Annotated in this window: 16 protein-coding genes, 1 tRNA gene and 3 pseudogenes; 19 read left to right on the top strand and 1 reads right to left on the bottom strand. The window is 52.2% G+C overall.

Translation table 11 applies throughout. The features are described from left to right. The first annotated feature begins 5 nt into the window (after positions 1 to 5). The 11 genes from recJ (at position 6) to NAL19_RS03605 (ending at position 9,855) form a co-directional block, all read left to right on the top strand. Complete coding sequence (gene recJ / locus NAL19_RS03555; protein WP_263058773.1) at positions 6 to 1,769, top strand: single-stranded-DNA-specific exonuclease RecJ; 1,764 nt, start codon at positions 6 to 8, stop codon at positions 1,767 to 1,769. Between the two features lie 106 nt (positions 1,770 to 1,875). After that, positions 1,876 to 2,974 (top strand): peptide chain release factor 2 gene (gene prfB, locus NAL19_RS03560; RefSeq protein ID WP_180743458.1). Its coding sequence is split into 2 segments (ribosomal slippage): positions 1,876 to 1,950 and positions 1,952 to 2,974, totalling 1,098 coding nucleotides; the frame shifts between segments, so codons are not numbered across the junction. 8 nt (positions 2,975 to 2,982) lie between these two features. After that, complete coding sequence (gene lysS, locus NAL19_RS03565) at positions 2,983 to 4,500, top strand: lysine--tRNA ligase (protein ID WP_225086932.1); 1,518 nt, start codon at positions 2,983 to 2,985, stop codon at positions 4,498 to 4,500. Between the two features lie 263 nt (positions 4,501 to 4,763). Continuing rightward, complete coding sequence (locus NAL19_RS03570; RefSeq protein ID WP_263058774.1) at positions 4,764 to 5,519, top strand: AraC family transcriptional regulator; 756 nt, start codon at positions 4,764 to 4,766, stop codon at positions 5,517 to 5,519. 62 nt (positions 5,520 to 5,581) lie between these two features. Beyond that, entirely contained in the window at positions 5,582 to 6,265 is a 684-nt protein-coding gene (locus NAL19_RS03575; RefSeq protein ID WP_263058775.1) for a LysE family translocator, read from the top strand. A gap of 80 nt (positions 6,266 to 6,345) precedes the next feature. Further along, positions 6,346 to 6,419, top strand: a tRNA-Gly gene (locus NAL19_RS03580). A 187-nt stretch (positions 6,420 to 6,606) separates the two neighbouring features. Then, positions 6,607 to 7,791: a tyrosine-type recombinase/integrase gene (locus tag NAL19_RS03585; RefSeq protein WP_225086936.1), complete on the top strand. Its 1,185-nt coding sequence runs from the start codon at positions 6,607 to 6,609 to the stop codon at positions 7,789 to 7,791. Continuing rightward, entirely contained in the window at positions 7,788 to 8,078 is a 291-nt protein-coding gene (locus NAL19_RS03590) for a hypothetical protein (RefSeq protein WP_263058776.1), read from the top strand. The genes NAL19_RS03585 and NAL19_RS03590 overlap by 4 nt, the downstream gene beginning before the upstream one ends. Continuing rightward, positions 8,038 to 8,607, top strand: a complete 570-nt coding sequence (locus tag NAL19_RS03595) for a hypothetical protein (protein WP_263058777.1) — start codon at positions 8,038 to 8,040, stop codon at positions 8,605 to 8,607. The genes NAL19_RS03590 and NAL19_RS03595 overlap by 41 nt, the downstream gene beginning before the upstream one ends. Positions 8,608 to 8,735: 128 nt before the next feature. Next, positions 8,736 to 8,960 (top strand): helix-turn-helix transcriptional regulator, encoded by a 225-nt coding sequence (locus NAL19_RS03600; protein WP_103161951.1) that lies wholly within the window; start codon positions 8,736 to 8,738, stop codon positions 8,958 to 8,960. A 43-nt stretch (positions 8,961 to 9,003) separates the two neighbouring features. Beyond that, the gene (locus NAL19_RS03605; protein ID WP_263058778.1) at positions 9,004 to 9,855 is read left to right on the top strand and encodes a hypothetical protein; all 852 of its coding nucleotides are present in this window, start codon (positions 9,004 to 9,006) and stop codon (positions 9,853 to 9,855) included. A 142-nt stretch (positions 9,856 to 9,997) separates the two neighbouring features. On the opposite strand, the gene NAL19_RS03610 is transcribed toward NAL19_RS03605, so the two are convergent. Then, a protein-coding gene (locus NAL19_RS03610; protein WP_225086940.1) for an IS1 family transposase occupies positions 9,998 to 10,692 on the bottom strand; the annotation gives its coding sequence in 2 pieces (ribosomal slippage) (positions 9,998 to 10,446 and positions 10,446 to 10,692; 696 coding nt in all). 62 nt (positions 10,693 to 10,754) lie between these two features. On the opposite strand from NAL19_RS03610, the pseudogene NAL19_RS03615 reads away from it, so the two are divergent. The 8 genes and pseudogenes from NAL19_RS03615 to NAL19_RS03645 all read left to right on the top strand — a co-directional run. Then, positions 10,755 to 11,663, top strand: a pseudogene (locus tag NAL19_RS03615) (P2 family phage major capsid protein); the annotation flags it as partial. A gap of 8 nt (positions 11,664 to 11,671) precedes the next feature. Continuing rightward, positions 11,672 to 12,181 carry a GPO family capsid scaffolding protein gene (locus NAL19_RS03620; RefSeq protein ID WP_225086941.1) on the top strand — a complete coding sequence of 170 codons (510 nt, stop codon included), beginning with the start codon at positions 11,672 to 11,674 and terminating at the stop codon, positions 12,179 to 12,181. Positions 12,182 to 12,271: 90 nt separating this feature from the next. Next, positions 12,272 to 12,514: pseudogene (locus NAL19_RS03625) on the top strand (ash family protein); the annotation flags it as partial. Positions 12,515 to 12,627: 113 nt separating this feature from the next. Continuing rightward, positions 12,628 to 12,825: a host cell division inhibitor Icd-like protein gene (locus NAL19_RS03630; RefSeq protein WP_039471240.1), complete on the top strand. Its 198-nt coding sequence runs from the start codon at positions 12,628 to 12,630 to the stop codon at positions 12,823 to 12,825. Next, a pseudogene (locus NAL19_RS21665) lies at positions 12,818 to 13,000 on the top strand (hypothetical protein). Before NAL19_RS03630 ends, NAL19_RS21665 begins: the two are co-directional and overlap by 8 nt. Further along, positions 12,993 to 13,229, top strand: a complete 237-nt coding sequence (locus NAL19_RS03635; RefSeq protein ID WP_119881682.1) for a hypothetical protein — start codon at positions 12,993 to 12,995, stop codon at positions 13,227 to 13,229. Before NAL19_RS21665 ends, NAL19_RS03635 begins: the two are co-directional and overlap by 8 nt. After that, entirely contained in the window at positions 13,216 to 13,626 is a 411-nt protein-coding gene (locus NAL19_RS03640) for a hypothetical protein (RefSeq protein WP_225086942.1), read from the top strand. The genes NAL19_RS03635 and NAL19_RS03640 overlap by 14 nt, the downstream gene beginning before the upstream one ends. Continuing rightward, positions 13,623 to 16,307, top strand: a complete 2,685-nt coding sequence (locus NAL19_RS03645) for a DUF927 domain-containing protein (RefSeq protein WP_263058779.1) — start codon at positions 13,623 to 13,625, stop codon at positions 16,305 to 16,307. The genes NAL19_RS03640 and NAL19_RS03645 overlap by 4 nt, the downstream gene beginning before the upstream one ends. The last annotated feature ends 221 nt before the right edge of the window (positions 16,308 to 16,528 follow it).

A 16,528-nucleotide genomic window follows, 5' to 3' on the forward strand; every position in this document is an offset into this window, starting at 1 on the left:
GCTACGTGGATATGATTACCCAACTCCGTCGGCGTCCGCTGGCGGAGGACATTGATTTACCCGATACCGTTCCACCTTTGCTGCGCCGCCTCTATGCACAGCGCGGTGTGAAAGGTGCGCAGGAGCTGGAACGTAGCCTGAGCGGTTTGCTCAATTACCGGTTGTTAAGCGGGATTGATAAAGCGGTCGATTTGCTGCAACAGACGCTGGCCGAGAAGCGTTGCATGGTCATCGTTGGCGATTTTGATGCCGATGGTGCCACCAGTACCGCGCTCACCGTGCTGGCACTGCGCAGCATGGGTGCCGTGAATGTGAAATATCTGGTGCCGAACCGTTTTGAAGACGGCTACGGGCTAAGCCCGGAAGTGGTGGCGCAGGCCGCCACGCTGGGTGCAGAAGTGATTGTGACCGTGGATAACGGGATTTCTTCTCACGCGGGTGTCGAAGATGCCCATCGGCGTGGTATTGCCGTGCTGGTGACCGATCACCATCTGCCGGGTGACATTCTGCCTGCCGCTGACGCCATGATTAACCCTAATCTGCCTGACTGTCAGTTTCCCTCCAAGGCGCTGGCGGGCGTGGGCGTCGCGTTTTACCTAATGATGGCGCTGTTTGTGCGCCTGCGTGATAGCAACTGGTTTACGCAGCCCTGGTTTACGCAACAGGGGCTGGCGAAGCCGAACCTCACCGAATTACTGGATCTGGTCGCGCTGGGTACGGTCGCTGACGTGGTGCCGCTGGATGCGAATAACCGAATTCTGGTTGCGCAGGGGCTGAACCGCATTCGTGCGGGCGAATGCCGTCCGGGGATTCGGGCGCTGCTGGAAGTGGCGAATCGCGATGCCAGCCAACTGGTCGCCAGCGATTTAGGCTTTGCGCTTGGGCCACGGCTGAACGCCGCGGGTCGGTTGGATGATATGACGGTTGGTGTTGAGCTGTTATTGAGTGACGATATTACTCAGGCGCGCATGCTGGCCAATGATTTAGATGCGCTGAATCAGGACAGGCGGGAGATCGAGCAGGGGATGCAGGCAGAAGCGTTGCGTCTGTGTGAATCGCTGGAGCGCACCCGCACTGAGCTGCCTTACGGATTGGCGATGTACCACCCGGAATGGCATCAGGGCGTCGTCGGTATTCTGGCTTCGCGCATTAAAGAACGTTTTCATCGCCCAGTGATTGCCTTTGCTCCCGCGGGCGACGGCATGCTGAAAGGGTCAGGGCGTTCCATTGCTGGCTTGCATCTGCGCGATGCACTGGAACGGCTGGATACGCTGTATCCCGGAATGATACAGAAATTCGGCGGGCATGCGATGGCGGCAGGATTATCGTTGCATGAAGATCGGTTTGAGGATTTCCGTCAGCGCTTCGGCGAACTGGTTGGCGAATGGCTCGATCCGTCTCAGCTTGAAGGTGTCGTCTGGTCTGATGGTGAGCTGGTGCTGCCGGAACTGGATTTGCTCTCAACGGCAGAAATGTTGCGTTACGCGGGGCCGTGGGGTCAGTCATTCCCCGAACCGACGTTCGATGGCTGCTTCCGTATTCTGCAACCCCGCCTACTCAAAGAGCGGCATTTGAAAGCGATGTTTGAACCGATCGGTGCAACAGGTCAGGTGCCGCTGTTAGATGGCATCGCGTTTAATGTCGATACTACCCTCTGGCCGGATCCGAGTATCAAAGAAGTGGAAATGGTGTATCGATTGGATATTAACGAATTTCGCGGTAAACGTTCGGTGCAACTGTTGATTCAACATCTGTGGCCGCGTGCGTGAACGGAATACGGCGGGCAGAAAGTCTATAAACTGAGCCTTTTATCCGCTAGAATGGCGGGTTACACCATTCCGTTGTCAACGACTTAACGTAAGAATATAAAAAATCATGTTTGAAATTAATCCGGTAAAAAACCGCATTCAGGACCTGTCTGAACGTAGTGCCGTTCTTAGGGGGTATCTTTGACTATGATGCCAAGAAAGAACGCCTCGAAGAAGTAAACGCCGAACTGGAACAGCCTGATGTCTGGAATGAGCCTGAACGCGCTCAGGCATTAGGAAAAGAACGCTCCTCGCTGGAAGCCATCGTAGACACCATCGATCAACTGACTCAGGGTCTGGAAGATGTGGCTGGTCTGCTTGAGCTCGCGGTGGAAGAAGAAGACGAAGATACGTTTAATGAAACGTCGGTAGAACTGGACGCGCTGGAAAATAAATTAGGCCAGCTTGAATTCCGTCGCATGTTCTCCGGCCAGTACGACAGTGCGGATTGTTACCTGGATATTCAGGCAGGTTCTGGCGGTACAGAAGCGCAGGACTGGGCCAGCATGCTGGTGCGTATGTACCTGCGTTGGGCGGAAGCCAAAGGGTTTAAAACCGAAATTATTGAAGAGTCAGACGGTGACGTGGCCGGTACGAAATCCGCCACCATCAAGATCATCGGTGACTATGCGTTTGGCTGGCTGCGTACCGAAACCGGTGTACACCGTCTGGTACGTAAGAGCCCGTTCGATTCCGGCGGCCGCCGCCACACCTCATTCAGTTCCGCGTTCGTCTACCCGGAAGTTGAGGACGATATCGATATCGAAATCAATCCGGCCGACCTGCGTATTGACGTTTACCGTGCCTCCGGTGCGGGTGGTCAGCACGTTAACCGGACAGAATCTGCGGTGCGTATTACCCACATGCCTACCGGTATTGTCACGCAATGTCAGAACGATCGTTCCCAGCATAAAAACAAAGATCAGGCGATGAAACAGCTGAAAGCCAAGCTGTATGAGTTTGAGATGCAAAAGAAAAATGCTGAAAAACAGGCGATGGAAGACAACAAATCTGATATCGGCTGGGGTAGCCAGATTCGTTCTTATGTTCTGGATGATTCGCGCATCAAAGATTTACGTACCGGAGTGGAAACACGTAACACTCAGGCCGTACTGGATGGCGATCTGGACAAATTTATTGAAGCAAGTTTAAAAGCGGGGTTATAAGAATTCACATGGCTGAATCACAATCACAGGGTGCCGATCAGGCGCAGGATCTGAATAACGAATTAAAAACGCGTCGTGAAAAGCTGGTAGCGCTGCGTGAAACCGGGATCGCATTCCCGAATGATTTCCGCCGTGACAACACGTCCGATCGTCTGCACGCTGAGTTCGATGGTAAAGAGAACGAAGAGCTGGAAGAACTGGGCGTTGAAGTGACCGTGGCGGGCCGTATGATGACCCGTCGCATCATGGGTAAAGCCTCTTTCGTGACCTTGCAGGACGTCGGTGGCCGTATTCAGCTGTATGTTTCCCGCGACGATCTGGCGGAAGGCATCTATAACGAGCAGTTCAAAAAATGGGATTTGGGCGATATTCTGGGCGCGCGCGGTAAGCTGTTCAAAACCAAAACGGGCGAACTGTCCATCCACTGTACCGAACTGCGTCTGCTGACCAAAGCGCTGCGCCCGCTGCCGGATAAATTCCACGGTCTGGCCGATCAGGAAACCCGTTACCGTCAGCGCTATCTGGATCTGATCGCTAACGATGAATCTCGCAATACCTTCCGTATTCGTTCCAAAGTGATGGCGGCGATCCGTAGCTTCATGGTCGATCACGGCTTCATGGAAGTCGAAACGCCAATGATGCAGGTGATCCCTGGCGGTGCGTCTGCGCGTCCGTTCATCACGCACCACAACGCGCTGGACATCGACATGTACCTGCGTATCGCGCCGGAACTGTACCTGAAGCGTCTGGTCGTTGGTGGCTTCGAGCGCGTGTTCGAAATCAACCGTAACTTCCGTAACGAAGGTGTTTCCCCACGTCACAATCCTGAATTCACCATGATGGAACTTTATATGGCGTATGCCGATTATAAAGACCTGATTGTGTTGACGGAGAACCTGTTCCGTACGCTGACGCAGGACGTACTGGGCTCGACAACGGTGGAATACGGCGACCAGACATTCGACTTCGGCAAGCCGTTCGAGAAGCTGACGATGCGCGAAGCGATCTGCAAATACCGTCCTGAAACCAACGTTGCCGATCTGGACGATCTGGAGAAAGCGACCGCGATCGCCCAGTCTCTGGGGATCAAGATCGAAAAAAGCTGGGGGCTGGGCCGTATCGTGACCGAGATCTTCGAAGAGACCGCAGAAAGCAGCCTGATTCAACCGACCTTCATCACTGAATACCCGGCTGAAGTGTCACCGCTGGCGCGTCGTAACGATCAGAACCCGGAAATCACCGATCGCTTTGAGTTCTTCATCGGCGGCCGTGAAATCGGTAACGGCTTCTCCGAGCTGAACGATGCTGAGGATCAGGCAGAGCGTTTTGCTCAGCAGGTGAATGCTAAAGACGCGGGCGATGACGAAGCGATGTTCTACGACGAAGACTACGTGACTGCACTGGAGCACGGCCTGCCGCCAACTGCGGGTCTGGGTATCGGTATCGACCGTATGGTGATGTTGTTCACGAACAGCCACACCATCCGCGACGTGATCCTGTTCCCGGCGATGCGTCCGCAGAAGTAAGACGCTGGGCGTAAAAATAAGCCTGAGATTGTCGTCAAACCTCATTAAACCGGTGCAACTGCACCGGTTTTTTACTATCGACAATGTAAAATTTTAGGGGAAACGTGGGGATGAGGTTCCCGTAGGGATACCTCGCCCCGTGGTAGCCCCGTGTATCTCGATCTCACCTCGTTTTTCTCCACATTCTTGCCGTCATTCTGCCATTGTCGCCCGATGGGGGAAGATGTTATTTTCAGGCATTCATTCACTGCCGGAACACTATCATGATGACGTACCGCGATGCCTGGTTCGAACTGGCGCTGTTAACCAACGGGCGCAGTTTTCCACGGCATACGCACGACGAGTTCGTCATCAGCGCCAATCTCAGCGGGTTGGAGACGGTCTGGCTGGATGGAGAAACCTTTGTTGTCACTAACGATATGGTGACGACCTACAATCCCGATCAGCTACAAGGCAGTGATAATGCGTTTGACCGTTGGCAGTGTGCATCGCTGTACGTTCATCCGCAGGCGTTCGAGCATTATTTCCACCAAGCTTTTCGGTTTTCACGGGGCTGGAATCCGTCGCCGCAGTTGGCGTCCGAGTTAAAACAGCTGGTCATCTCTGATTTGGACGACAGCACGCGTCAGGAGCGCATTATCCTGCTGCTGGCTGCGTTGATGGAAAACCAGCATCCTATGCCGTCTCAAGGTCAGGTCAAAGAAGCAGAGCGGATCACGCGGATCAAAGACGGGTTGTTGAACGATCTCAGCGATGTCCCCACGCTCGATCAGCTCGCGCAGCAGGAAAATCTGTCAGTCGCCCATCTGGTACGCTCGTTTAATCAGGCGGTTGGGCTGCCACCGCTGGCGTGGCTGATGCAGCGACGCATGTGTAAAGCGCGGGAGCTGCTGCGGCAGGGAGCCGCGATCAGCCAGGTCGCGGGGGATGTCGGGTTTGCCGATCAGGCGCATTTCACGAAAGCCTTCAACCGCTATAACGCCATGACGCCGGGACAGTTCCGCCGTATCAATTTTTGACAATACAGCGTGTCCTTTGGGCTCTAGACTCGCCTCATTACTTAATGCTCGAAGGGAATACCATGCTGTTAGTTGCGTTCACGGGGATGTTGTTATCTCTGTCATTGTGTCTCGATCTGGGGATGGTCAATACCGCGATTATTAACCGCGGGCTGCGGCACGGGGCGCGCTCGGCGTTTTATATCGGGCTGGGTTCCTGTTTCGGCGATCTGTTTTATGCCACGCTGTCGGTGCTGGGTCTGGCGGTCGTCTTTAATCTGACACCTGTGCGTTGGGCGCTATGGATTGGAGGCGGGCTGATTCTGATCTGGATGACGTTCAGTATGGCGCGCGCGGCATGGCGTGACTATCAGGTTAAACGCTTTGCCGATATCTCTGAGTCAGCGAGCGCTGCGAGTTTTTCCACTCCGCCAGCGCGTTATACCGAGTTTTTCAGCGGCGTAGGTATGGCACTGGCCTCACCAACGGCGTTACTGTGGTTTGCAGCGATTGGTGGCACCATTATCGCGCAGTCTACCGATGGCTCAGCCTTCATGATTAGCCTGTTTCTGCTGGGCTTTTTCGTGGGTGGCGTGCTGTGGACATGCTTCCTTGCCGCGCTGGTGAAGTACGGTCAGCGGCTGCTGAAAGAGCGTATCTCATTCTATTGCAGCCTGATCTCCGCCATACTATTTGCCTACTTTGCCTGGCACGTTATTTCCAGCGGCTATGAGACGCTGTTTCTGCCGCTCTCCACGGCCGCATGATCGCTCAAAACCGCAGCACTTTGCCGGGTTTTTTACTTGCTCGGCAACGGCATAGCGCTATAATGCCAATCGCTCTCTGTGCGAGTGTAGTTCAATGGTAGAACGGCAGCTTCCCAAGCTGCATACGAGGGTTCGATTCCCTTCACTCGCTCCAAAAACACTTCTCTGCATGTCTCCTGAACTCAATAAAATCAAATAATTCATACCTTTCTTGGTCTCCCAGTGTCAACCCGCATCTACCCAAATCATGTGTTGAATGTGTATAGTAATGTGAGTAGAGAGGGTTATACATACCCATTTCTATACACATTGGGTAGCTATACATACCGGAAACTATACACATGCCGCTGACAGACCTTGAGATCCGCCGTGCCAAGCCAGAAGATAAGTCCTACACCAAAAACGATGGTCATGGCCTTTCACTACTGATTGAACCTAACGGATCGAAAGGATGGCGTTATCGTTACCGTTTCGATGGCAAAGCAAAATTGTTGTCACTTGGGACTTACCCCACCATTTCTTTAGCTGAAGCCAGACAGAAACGCGACGAAGCCAAAAAACTGGTTGCCGCAGGGATAAACCCCAGTGATTTACGTAAAGAGCAGAAGCTGGCGAAACAAGGACGAAATGAAAGCACGTTTGAATCGATAGCACGTGAATGGTACGAGAAACGCTTGGATCGCTGGTCAGCATCATACAGCGAAGAAATGATGAGTACCTTTGAGAAAGATGTTTTCCCGTTTATCGGGCATCGCCCCATTGCGGAAATTAAGCCTATGGAACTCCTGGCTGTCTTGTCCAAATTAAACGATCGCGGTGCTACCGAGAAAATGCGTAAAGTACGCCAGCGATGTGGAGAAGTGTGGAAATACGCCGTCATAACGGGTAGAGCAGAATATAACCCTGCGCCGGATCTGGTGAGTGCATTCGTTGCTCATAAAAAAGAACACTATGCTTTTTTAACGGCACCAGAGCTACCTGAGTTCTTTCAAACACTGAATACCTACAGCGGCAGTTTAATTGTAAAACTGGCTACAAAGCTGTTGATTCTGACCGCCGTTAGGCCGGGGGAACTCCGCCAGGCCGAGTGGAAAGAATTTGATTTTGATAAACGTCTTTGGGAAATACCGGCAGAAAGAATGAAAAAGCGGCGTCCCCATTGTGTGCCGTTATCAACGCAGGTTATTTCCATTCTTGAAGAATTAAAGCCGATTACCGGCCATTATCCGCTTGTTTTCCCTGGCAGGGTTCAACATACCAAGCCAATGAGTGAAATGGCCATGAATGTGCTGATGCGACGTATTGGCTATGGAGGGCGTGTTACGGGGCATGGTTTCCGCCACACGATGAGCACAATTTTGTATGAACAAGGATACGATACAGCTTGGATTGAAATACAGCTTGCCCACGTTGATAAAAATAGTATTCGTGGAACCTATAATCATGCGCAATATCTTGATGGTCGTCGAGAAATGATGCAGTGGTATGCGGATTATCTAACTTCATTATCTTCGGAGGGACAATGAGTAAGTTATTATCATTATCTGAACTTCTTGAAGATGGTGAGATTAAGGCTAATGATATTTTGAGCCTTGCTATAGATGAAAAAATATCTATTTTGATAAACATGGATGATATAATAACACCTGCGGTTAAATTGATATTTTCTAGCTCTGTTCATGAGCTAAGTAATTGGATTGAAAATCCATATATAAAGAATCAAAATTACAAAGGGATAACGAAATTTTCTCTATTCGAAGAATCAAATTTTGATGATTTATGGGGGGGGTTGCAAAGTCGATTCCAATGTTAATATACAGAAAAATAATGGTAAAGAATCCTATTTCAATGCTTATTTACATGGGGTGTGGCGACTTAATAAGCACTATGTTAAAAACACACTTATCCTTGGGAGATTAAGCACTTTCGATGTGGGGTGTTTATTGCCGTTTGGTGACTTAAATAACTCGGATTTCTTACGTATATCACCGGAGGGTGATTATGAAAAACATGCTGTTCATGATGTTTATATAACCTATTCCGACTATAATAAAGCTTATGATTATCTCCTTGATAAAGGCTATGTAAGTAATAAGAGGTTGTATTCTTATGAGTCTCAAAGAAGTGCTCAGTTCGAACGCCATGCATTAAATCGAGAAAAGGTTTTAATGGCGGCAATCTCTATCAATAAACGTTATCCCAATGAATGTAGTAAGAACCCAACTCGATGGGGTGAGCTTCTATGGGAGAAGAGAACAGAATACTGGCCAGATGAAAAACCACCATTAACAAAAGATGAAATTATAAAGCTTCTTAGAAAAGCTGTTAAATCCCCAATTTAACAAAAAATAAACAAATAGGTGGAGTAATAGAGATCTGTCACGAATTCTATTACTCCACCTTTTTGTCTGTAACTTCCGATGTTTTAATTCACTCCAGTTGATTCCGGTAGACAAAGCGATGGAGTGATATGTCAAGTAAAGTTCATTACAACCTGAACCAGTTCAGACCTAACCCCGACTCAATGGTTGATATGAAATTTATCACCACTGATTGTTTGTTGAGTGATAAATGGATCTACAAATTGATTGCTCAGGGGAAATTCCCTAAGCCAATAAAAATAGGCCGTATGTCGCGTTGGAAAGCTTCAGATTATTACTCATGGCGGGATAGCCATATCGCGGCATCCAATTAATAGCCTGAAAAAACACATCGGTTTTTACTTTAAGGATTAATAAGTGAAAAAAATAGAACGCTGTAAATATGATAAAGCCCTGAACATCATTTCGGCTTATCAGCCGGTTCCGTTTGAACCAAAATACGGGGATGGTGGTTATGCGATCCGCGTCATTGAGATTTATCGTCTGTTTAAAATGGAACGTTTGTTAAACGAACTGGAAACGCTAACCGGCTATAACATGCCTAGCTACATGTGTGACCCGGACGAAATCAACTTCCTGATTGAGCGTGGCACGGCGATTTGTGCGGCGGCACTGGAGGCCGTCAATGACGCGCACCAGGGCGTTATCCGCTACGGTGGTGAGGCAGAGAATCAGAATATGCTTGATACCCATCATGGCCTTGTCTCGATGAAAGAGGCATTGAGACAATTGCAAGTGCAGCGACAACGGGCGGAGGACAATCACGAAAAAGCCAAATTAATCTATCAGGCGCGGCAGGGGTTATTAGGTTTATTACGCCCTGTTGTAGAAGCGATGCTGAAAAAGAATATCAAAGGCTTTATGAACAAGGTGATGGAGAAATTGCCGGTCGCCTCGTTGCCTGCGTATGCCTACAGGATGGATTCCTATTCTAATGGCCTAAGCTGTCAGTCTCATATTTATGCCTGGTCAAAGATGGACGAATTACAGAGCGCGATAGAAGAGATATTAAAACACTGTCGTCATCCCATAGATAAATTTGAATTAAACCGTAATGGGATCGCGAAGGCTGAGTTATGCCGTTTATATTACGGTCATGAAGGCGAGTTATTTCGCCAACTCATGCCAGTGAATGATTATGTGGAGTTAATGATCGAGACGGTAGAGATCGAGCAATATAAAAATCGCATGATGCGAGACGCACTGTAATTCACTGTATTACCTCATTTCTATAAAAGGATATTTTATGCATCACGTTAATGCCCCGGCATTGGCGGGGGAATTTCATCGCAATTTTACCCGCGGCGCGAATTATTTAAGTAATAACAAAAAGAGTTGGTAATGCGTCCAATTAGTAGAACATGTGTTTTTCAATGAATGCCCCGATGACTTTTTCATGCAATTCTATCGAACGCGAGAAGCAGATTGTTTTACGGGCCAGACGTTTAATACGTGTCCTCAGTGTCAGGTTGTTACGCTCAATACGCTGAGTGAAGATTTTTCCTGTCAGATGCTTATCTTTCGGGAGTTCTCTGGCATAACTGCCCCAGTCATCGCTGGTTATCATACCGATGTTAAACGGCGTCAGCAGAGCCAGAAGTTCACGGCAGGTGTTATCCGTGCGCGGTCCAAACGTGTAAGCCAGAACGCCACCTGTTTTGGTGTTGTATGCATACCAGAGCCAATGCTGCCGGGCTTTATTGCCGACAAAGCTCCATTGGTCATCAAGCTCACAGATAAGTGCTACATCGGCATGAGCGACCGGAGAGGAAGTTATTCGCTTCGGCGCGAGTTTTTTAACGTGCGAATGACGGTGTTAATACCGATTTTCAGTGTTCTGGCTGTATCACGAACGCCGGCGCCGTTGAATGCCATTTCGGTAATTTGTTCTTTGACACCGGGCTTACGCGCTTCATAGGTATAGGTGAGCAGAAACACGCGGTGGCAGTCACGACAGCGAAACCGGTCACGACCTTTAGGGTTCTGTCCATGACGGTAAACCTGAACAGACTGACAGCGAGGACAATGAACATTAACGCTGGCCATGAGCAAACCTCAAAGCGGTCATTATATATCAATTCAACTAATTAGAGGCACTACCAAAGAGTTTTTCTGTATCCGATGAGGCAGAAAATAAATTACGCATTGCCTTACTGGAATCTGGTTGGATGATGCAGGGCATCACCCTGATGGACATGGCGGAGGAAACTGGCCAGGCGATCACGCTTGGGGATAGTAGCCTGCATACCGTGCGTGCGATGGAAGGGCGTTTTAACAAGCCGCTGGCTGTCAATGGTACGCCGTATGTGCTGGTTGAAACGGACTCCTGCGCGTCGCTGTCGTATGCGCAAATGTCACTGATTGCCAACGTGGGCGGCATTGATCACTTTACACGGACGGTGGCGGCGTTCTTTGAACGCGCAATGGCGTTAGATATTTTGCGTATCGGGCTAAATGGCGCGTTTCTTAGCCCCGAAACCAATCCCGCCAGATACCCCAAAGGGGAAGATATCAATCTGGGCTGGCATGCCATTGCCAAGAAGTTTAATGGTGGCTCTCAGGTACTGACTAACGAAATCACGTTAGGGAACGGCGGTGACTTCCCACATCTGGACGCACTGGCTAATCACCTGATCACCCAAAAAATACCTGAGGGATTGCGCGAAGATCCGCACCTGGTGGTATTGGTGGGTGCTGAGTTAGCGGCGGCAGAGCGATTACGACTGTTCAATATGGCAGACAGGCCAGCGGATCTCGCCGCTGCGCAGATGATCACCAGTTCCATTGCGGGGCGCTTTGCGTTTGTGCCGCCGTTTATGCCGGGTAAACGGCTGGCGATCACCACGTTGGAAAACTTGCACGTCTACACGCAAAAACACAGCCGCTATTTCCGGGCGGAATTTGTGGATGACCGTTCCGTGTATGAGCACAACTACTGGCGTAATGAGGGCTATGCGCTGGGAGATGGTTATCTGTATGCCGCTGCTGATGAGCAGGCGATTACGCTGTTACCGTGAGGGCGCACATGAACGATTCACAGTTAACGACCGGCTGGTTTTGTGTGGCCACCGAAGGCATCACCATTGACGGACGCTATATCGATCCTGCCTGGCTAAAAGACATGGGCGTGACCTACAACCCGTCGCGCTATACCGCGCTGATTTGGGGAGAACACAAGCGCACCGGCGATAACCTGGGGGAAGTGCTGGCCGCGAAACACGACATTATCGACGGCGAATCCCGATTATTCGTGCGTATCCGTCCTACTGCGCAACTGGTCAGCTACAACGAGAAAGGGCAAAAGCTGTTTTGTTCGATTGAGATTGAAGAGGATTTCCCCGAAGCAGGGCGTTTTTACCTTAGCGGGCTGGCAGTCACGGACAGTCCGGCCAGCGTGGGAACGGATCGCCTGCGCTTTAGCGTAAATCGCGGCTATTTCTCACGCCGGGGGAAACGTGGCCGACTCAGCCAGCCGATCCCCTGTCAGTTCTCGCTGTCGCCGTCCGGCTGGTATTCCGCGATATCAGGCGGCTGAACGCAGGCAAAAAAATACCCGGTGCGGCAGGCACCGGGTAACACTCCCTTGTCATCTAACGTCATGGCTCGTCACTGAGCAGGAAACACTATGTACGCGATAACACACCCGGTCAATCACGGGGATTCGGATAAAAATTGCTTGCTGTCGCCAGAATACGCGGGGTATAGTTTTCGCGTTGCCGCAAAATCGGCAACCGGGCGTAGGAACCCGATATGTTTACAGGCGACATCAGACGCGCCATGCGTCTTTTTTATTGTCGAAGCTTTTGCACACCTAGTAAAAGTGGCTTTTAGCCATTCAGAATCAATGGTGGGCTGGGCGGGGCAGCTTTCGGGCTGGCCGGTTTCCTGTAACGCCGGTATTCCTACCCCCGTCCAGCTCACCACCCTGAGTGTAGGAACTCCGGTGGTGGGACATTCACCCAGTTACAGGAGTCTGCCGCTATGGCTGCTACCCCTATTCAAACTCGCCCCGAATTTGTCTTTTTATTTCTTGCCGTGCGCCGTGCTGATGTTCACGCCGTTCCGCACCGTGAAACCGTTATTGCCCCCAATGAACGCAGCGCCCGCCGTCTGCTGGCGCGTGACTATGTGCTCGCTTTTGCTGGCCGTCTTCCAGTTGAGGGGGCGCGTCATGTTTGATAACACGCCATTGGATCTCGAAGAAATCATCGACCAATGCCGGGCGCTGGCGTATGCGCTGGTTGAACTGGATCAGCCCTAGGCGAAAGAGGTGCTGATCTTTGTTTTGTCGGAGCGGCTGGACTGCTTGCACCGCACCTTTCACCAGCCGGTAGCGGAGAGTGATCATGACTAATGCTCAGTTTCCTTGCGGCTACACGCAGAATGGCGAAGAGCGTATAAATCGCGCTTTACAGGCCACCGAGTGCATGGCCGAGTTGTTACGCCACCATGCCGTTCACCCTGGTAAGCCGCTTAATTCAGACGGCCTGGCCGCTATTTTTGAATGTGTTCGTGACCAGCTTAACGGCGCGGTAGAAACCAGTGAATTCTTTGCCGGAGGGGTGAACCATGAGCGCAATTAACCTGCCGACCTCACCGGCTTTCAAAATGGCGCTTTTGCGCCATTACATCGCCAACGCTTTTCTGGAAGCAATGACAACCCAGCACGGCCAGGCGGTGTATGTACTGAACGGTAGCCGTATTCCGCTGACCGCCGACAAGGTGGCGATTAACATCATTTCCCACATTGAAGCGCCCTATATCGACCAGTTCGGCTGTGCAATGGGGCAAGCGATGGCGGCGCAGGCGCTGTATGAAATGCTCGAACCGGGCTTTATGCGTGAGGCGGTACGCCTGTCAGCGTATGGCTACCGCTGCCTGTTGGCCATGTATGCAGAGATAGCCAGTGGTGCGACGGATGGCGAACTGCCGCCCGGTGCCGTGGTAGAAACGCTGACGACGGGAGGCACGGCGCAATGACTAAACCCAAACTCTCCGAGACCGTGAAGGCGGCAAACAACCGCTGGGTGCAGATATTACCGGCGCTGGGGATTACGGTTCCGGCCAATGGCAGGCACGGTGCCTGCCCGAAATGCGGCGGTACAGACCGTTTCCGCTTTGATGATAAGGACGGGCGCGGGACGTGGTTTTGTTCGCAGTGTGGCAACGGTGACGGGCTGGATCTGGTGCAACTGGTTAGCGGCGACGACAACAAAACCGCTGCCGATGCGGTGGCGTCCGTTCTGGGCTTACCACAAGTGCAACACCCAACAACACCGCCCGCCAGGAAAGAAGCCGACGACGCCGAAAAGCGCCGCCAGTTCAGTACCAGCTATCGCACACTACGGGCGACTTGTGAAACCGGCGAAAGCGCCTATCTGACCAATAAAGGCTTAACGGGGCAGGGCTTGCCCCTGACTCGTCAGGAGAAACAGAGCGGTGGCGTGGTGTTTCCTGCCAGTTCGCTGTTGCTGCCGCTGACTGACGTTGACGGCCAGATAACGGGGGCGCAGCTAATCAGCCCATTGGGGGATAAACGGCTGCTGGCATATTCCACCCTGGCGGGCAGTTTTATTGCTCTGCAACCGCTGCCGAGTGAGGCACCGGAGCAGGTGACTATCACCGAGGGTTACGCTACCGCGCTGACGGTGGCGGCAGTGACCGAGGGCGTCACGGTGGCGGCTGTTGCTGCCAGTAACTTGCCGAATGTGGCGCAGGCGTTCCGGCAGCGCTGGCCGGATGTGCGACTGGTGATTGCTGGCGATAACGACTTTGACGACGGCAAGGAGAACACGGGGAAACAGTGGGCGGAGAAAGCCGCCAAAGCGGTAGACGGCTGGGTAACGTTGCCGCCGACGCGGCATAAAGCGGATTGGGATGACTTCAGGCAGGAGCATGGCCAGGAGCGCACCAAAGAAGCGTTGCGCGAAGAAATGATTTTGTTTGGCAAGGGCAAAACCCGCTTGCCGCAAGGTTTCCGGCTGACCAAAGAATACCTGTGGTTTGACAAACTGGTGAACAAGTCTGACGGCGATACGGAAATCCGCAATATCAAGCTGTGCAGCCCGGTGCGGGTGACGGCTATTACCTGCGACATGGACAGCAGCAACTATGGCCGTTTGCTGGAATGGGAAGACACCAACGGCATCAGTCGCAAATGGGCGATGCCGATGGAGTTGTTAGGCGGCAGCGGGGAAGAGTTGCGCCGCGTTCTGCTGGTTAATGGCCTGTCGTACATCAATACCAACGGTCAGGCGCGGGCGCACCTGATGGAATACCTTTCCCTGTGCAAGCCTGACCGTAAGGTGACGTGCGTCAGTAAAACCGGCTGGCACGGTTCGGTATACGTGCTTCAGGATGAGGTGATAGGCGAGGGGGCGGAATCGGTCATTCTGCAAACGTCCAGCGTACAGGGGCGGGATTTTCGCACAGCGGGCACGTTGGCCGACTGGCGCGATCAGGTGTCACGCTATTGCGTCGGTAATGCCCGCGTGGCGTTTTCCGTCAGTCTGGCCTTTGCCGCGCCGTTGCTCAAGCTGGTTGGCGTCGGGGGCTGCGGCTATCACCTGAAAGGGGAATCGACGGACGGCAAGACTACCACCATGAAGGTGGCGGCGTCGGTGTGCGGCGGTTCGGATTTTTGGCACACCTGGCGGTCAACTGGCAATGCGCTGGAAGGGACGGCCAGCCGTCGCAATGATGCCACACTGATGCTCGATGAGATCCGTGAGGTAGACGGACGGGAGGCGGGAAATATCGCCTACATGCTGGCTAACGGCCAGGGTAAGGCTAGAGCCAGGACTGACGGCAGCGTGAGGGAAACCAATCGTTGGTGCCTGCTGTTTCTCTCTACGGGCGAATTGTCACTGGTTGAACATGCCGCCAATGCCGGAGAACGCACTTATGCCGGTGTGGAAGTGCGCATGGTGCAAATCCCCAGCGATTCGGGTAAGTACGGCGTGTTTGAAGAGTTGCACGGCTTTTCCGGTGGCAAGACGCTGGCCGAGCATTTAGAACAGGCGTTGACGGAATACCACGGCGCGGCGTTCCGCGAGTGGTTGCGCCACCTCACGGCGGATTTATCCGGCATGACGGCCAAAGCCAAAGCGCTGCTGAAAACCTACACCCGCGAGTTAACCCCAGCGGAGGCGGGCAACCAGGTGGGGCGGGCGGTCACGCGCTTTGCACTGGTAGCGATGGCGGGCGAGCTGGCCACCGAAGCGGGGATAACCGGCTGGCCTGCGGGGGAAGCGCTACGGGCGGCAAAAGTCTGTCTGGATGCGTGGATGGTAGACCGTGGCCATGTCGCCAATCAGGAGGAAGCCGCCGCGCTGGAGCAGGTGAAAGACTTCATCACCCGTAACCAGTTCAGCCGCTTTGCCGACTGGCACAACGAGTACAGCCGTCCGGCCAATCTGGTAGGGTTCCGGCAGGTGGTCAAAGGCAGCAACACCGAGGATGCCGCCACCACGTTTTACGTGCTGTCATCTGGCTGGAAAGAAATCTGTAAGGGGTTCGACGCCAAGAAGGTGGCACAGCTTTGCGTCAGAGCGGGTTATCTGGATGTGGCAGAAGGCAGCAGCCGCACACAGAAAAACATCCGCCTGCCAGAAATAGGCGTCAAATGGGTGTACCAGTTTAATAGCAGCGTATTGGGTTAAGACTCTCGCACGTATCTTATTTTTCTGAGGATACAGAGGTTACAGCGGTGACAAGCAGGCAGGACAAGGGCTGGTGTTGTCACCATGAATAAATAGCCTGTGGTGACAGTGGTTACAAAATACGACCTGTAACCGCTGTCACCAGTAGTGAAAACGGCGTGGTTACAGTAAAAATCCTTTTATATCAATCGTGTAACCACTGTAACCGCTGTATCCACGCG

The organism is Pectobacterium sp. F1-1, assembly GCF_025643735.1.
Lineage (GTDB): Bacteria > Pseudomonadota > Gammaproteobacteria > Enterobacterales > Enterobacteriaceae > Pectobacterium > Pectobacterium colocasium.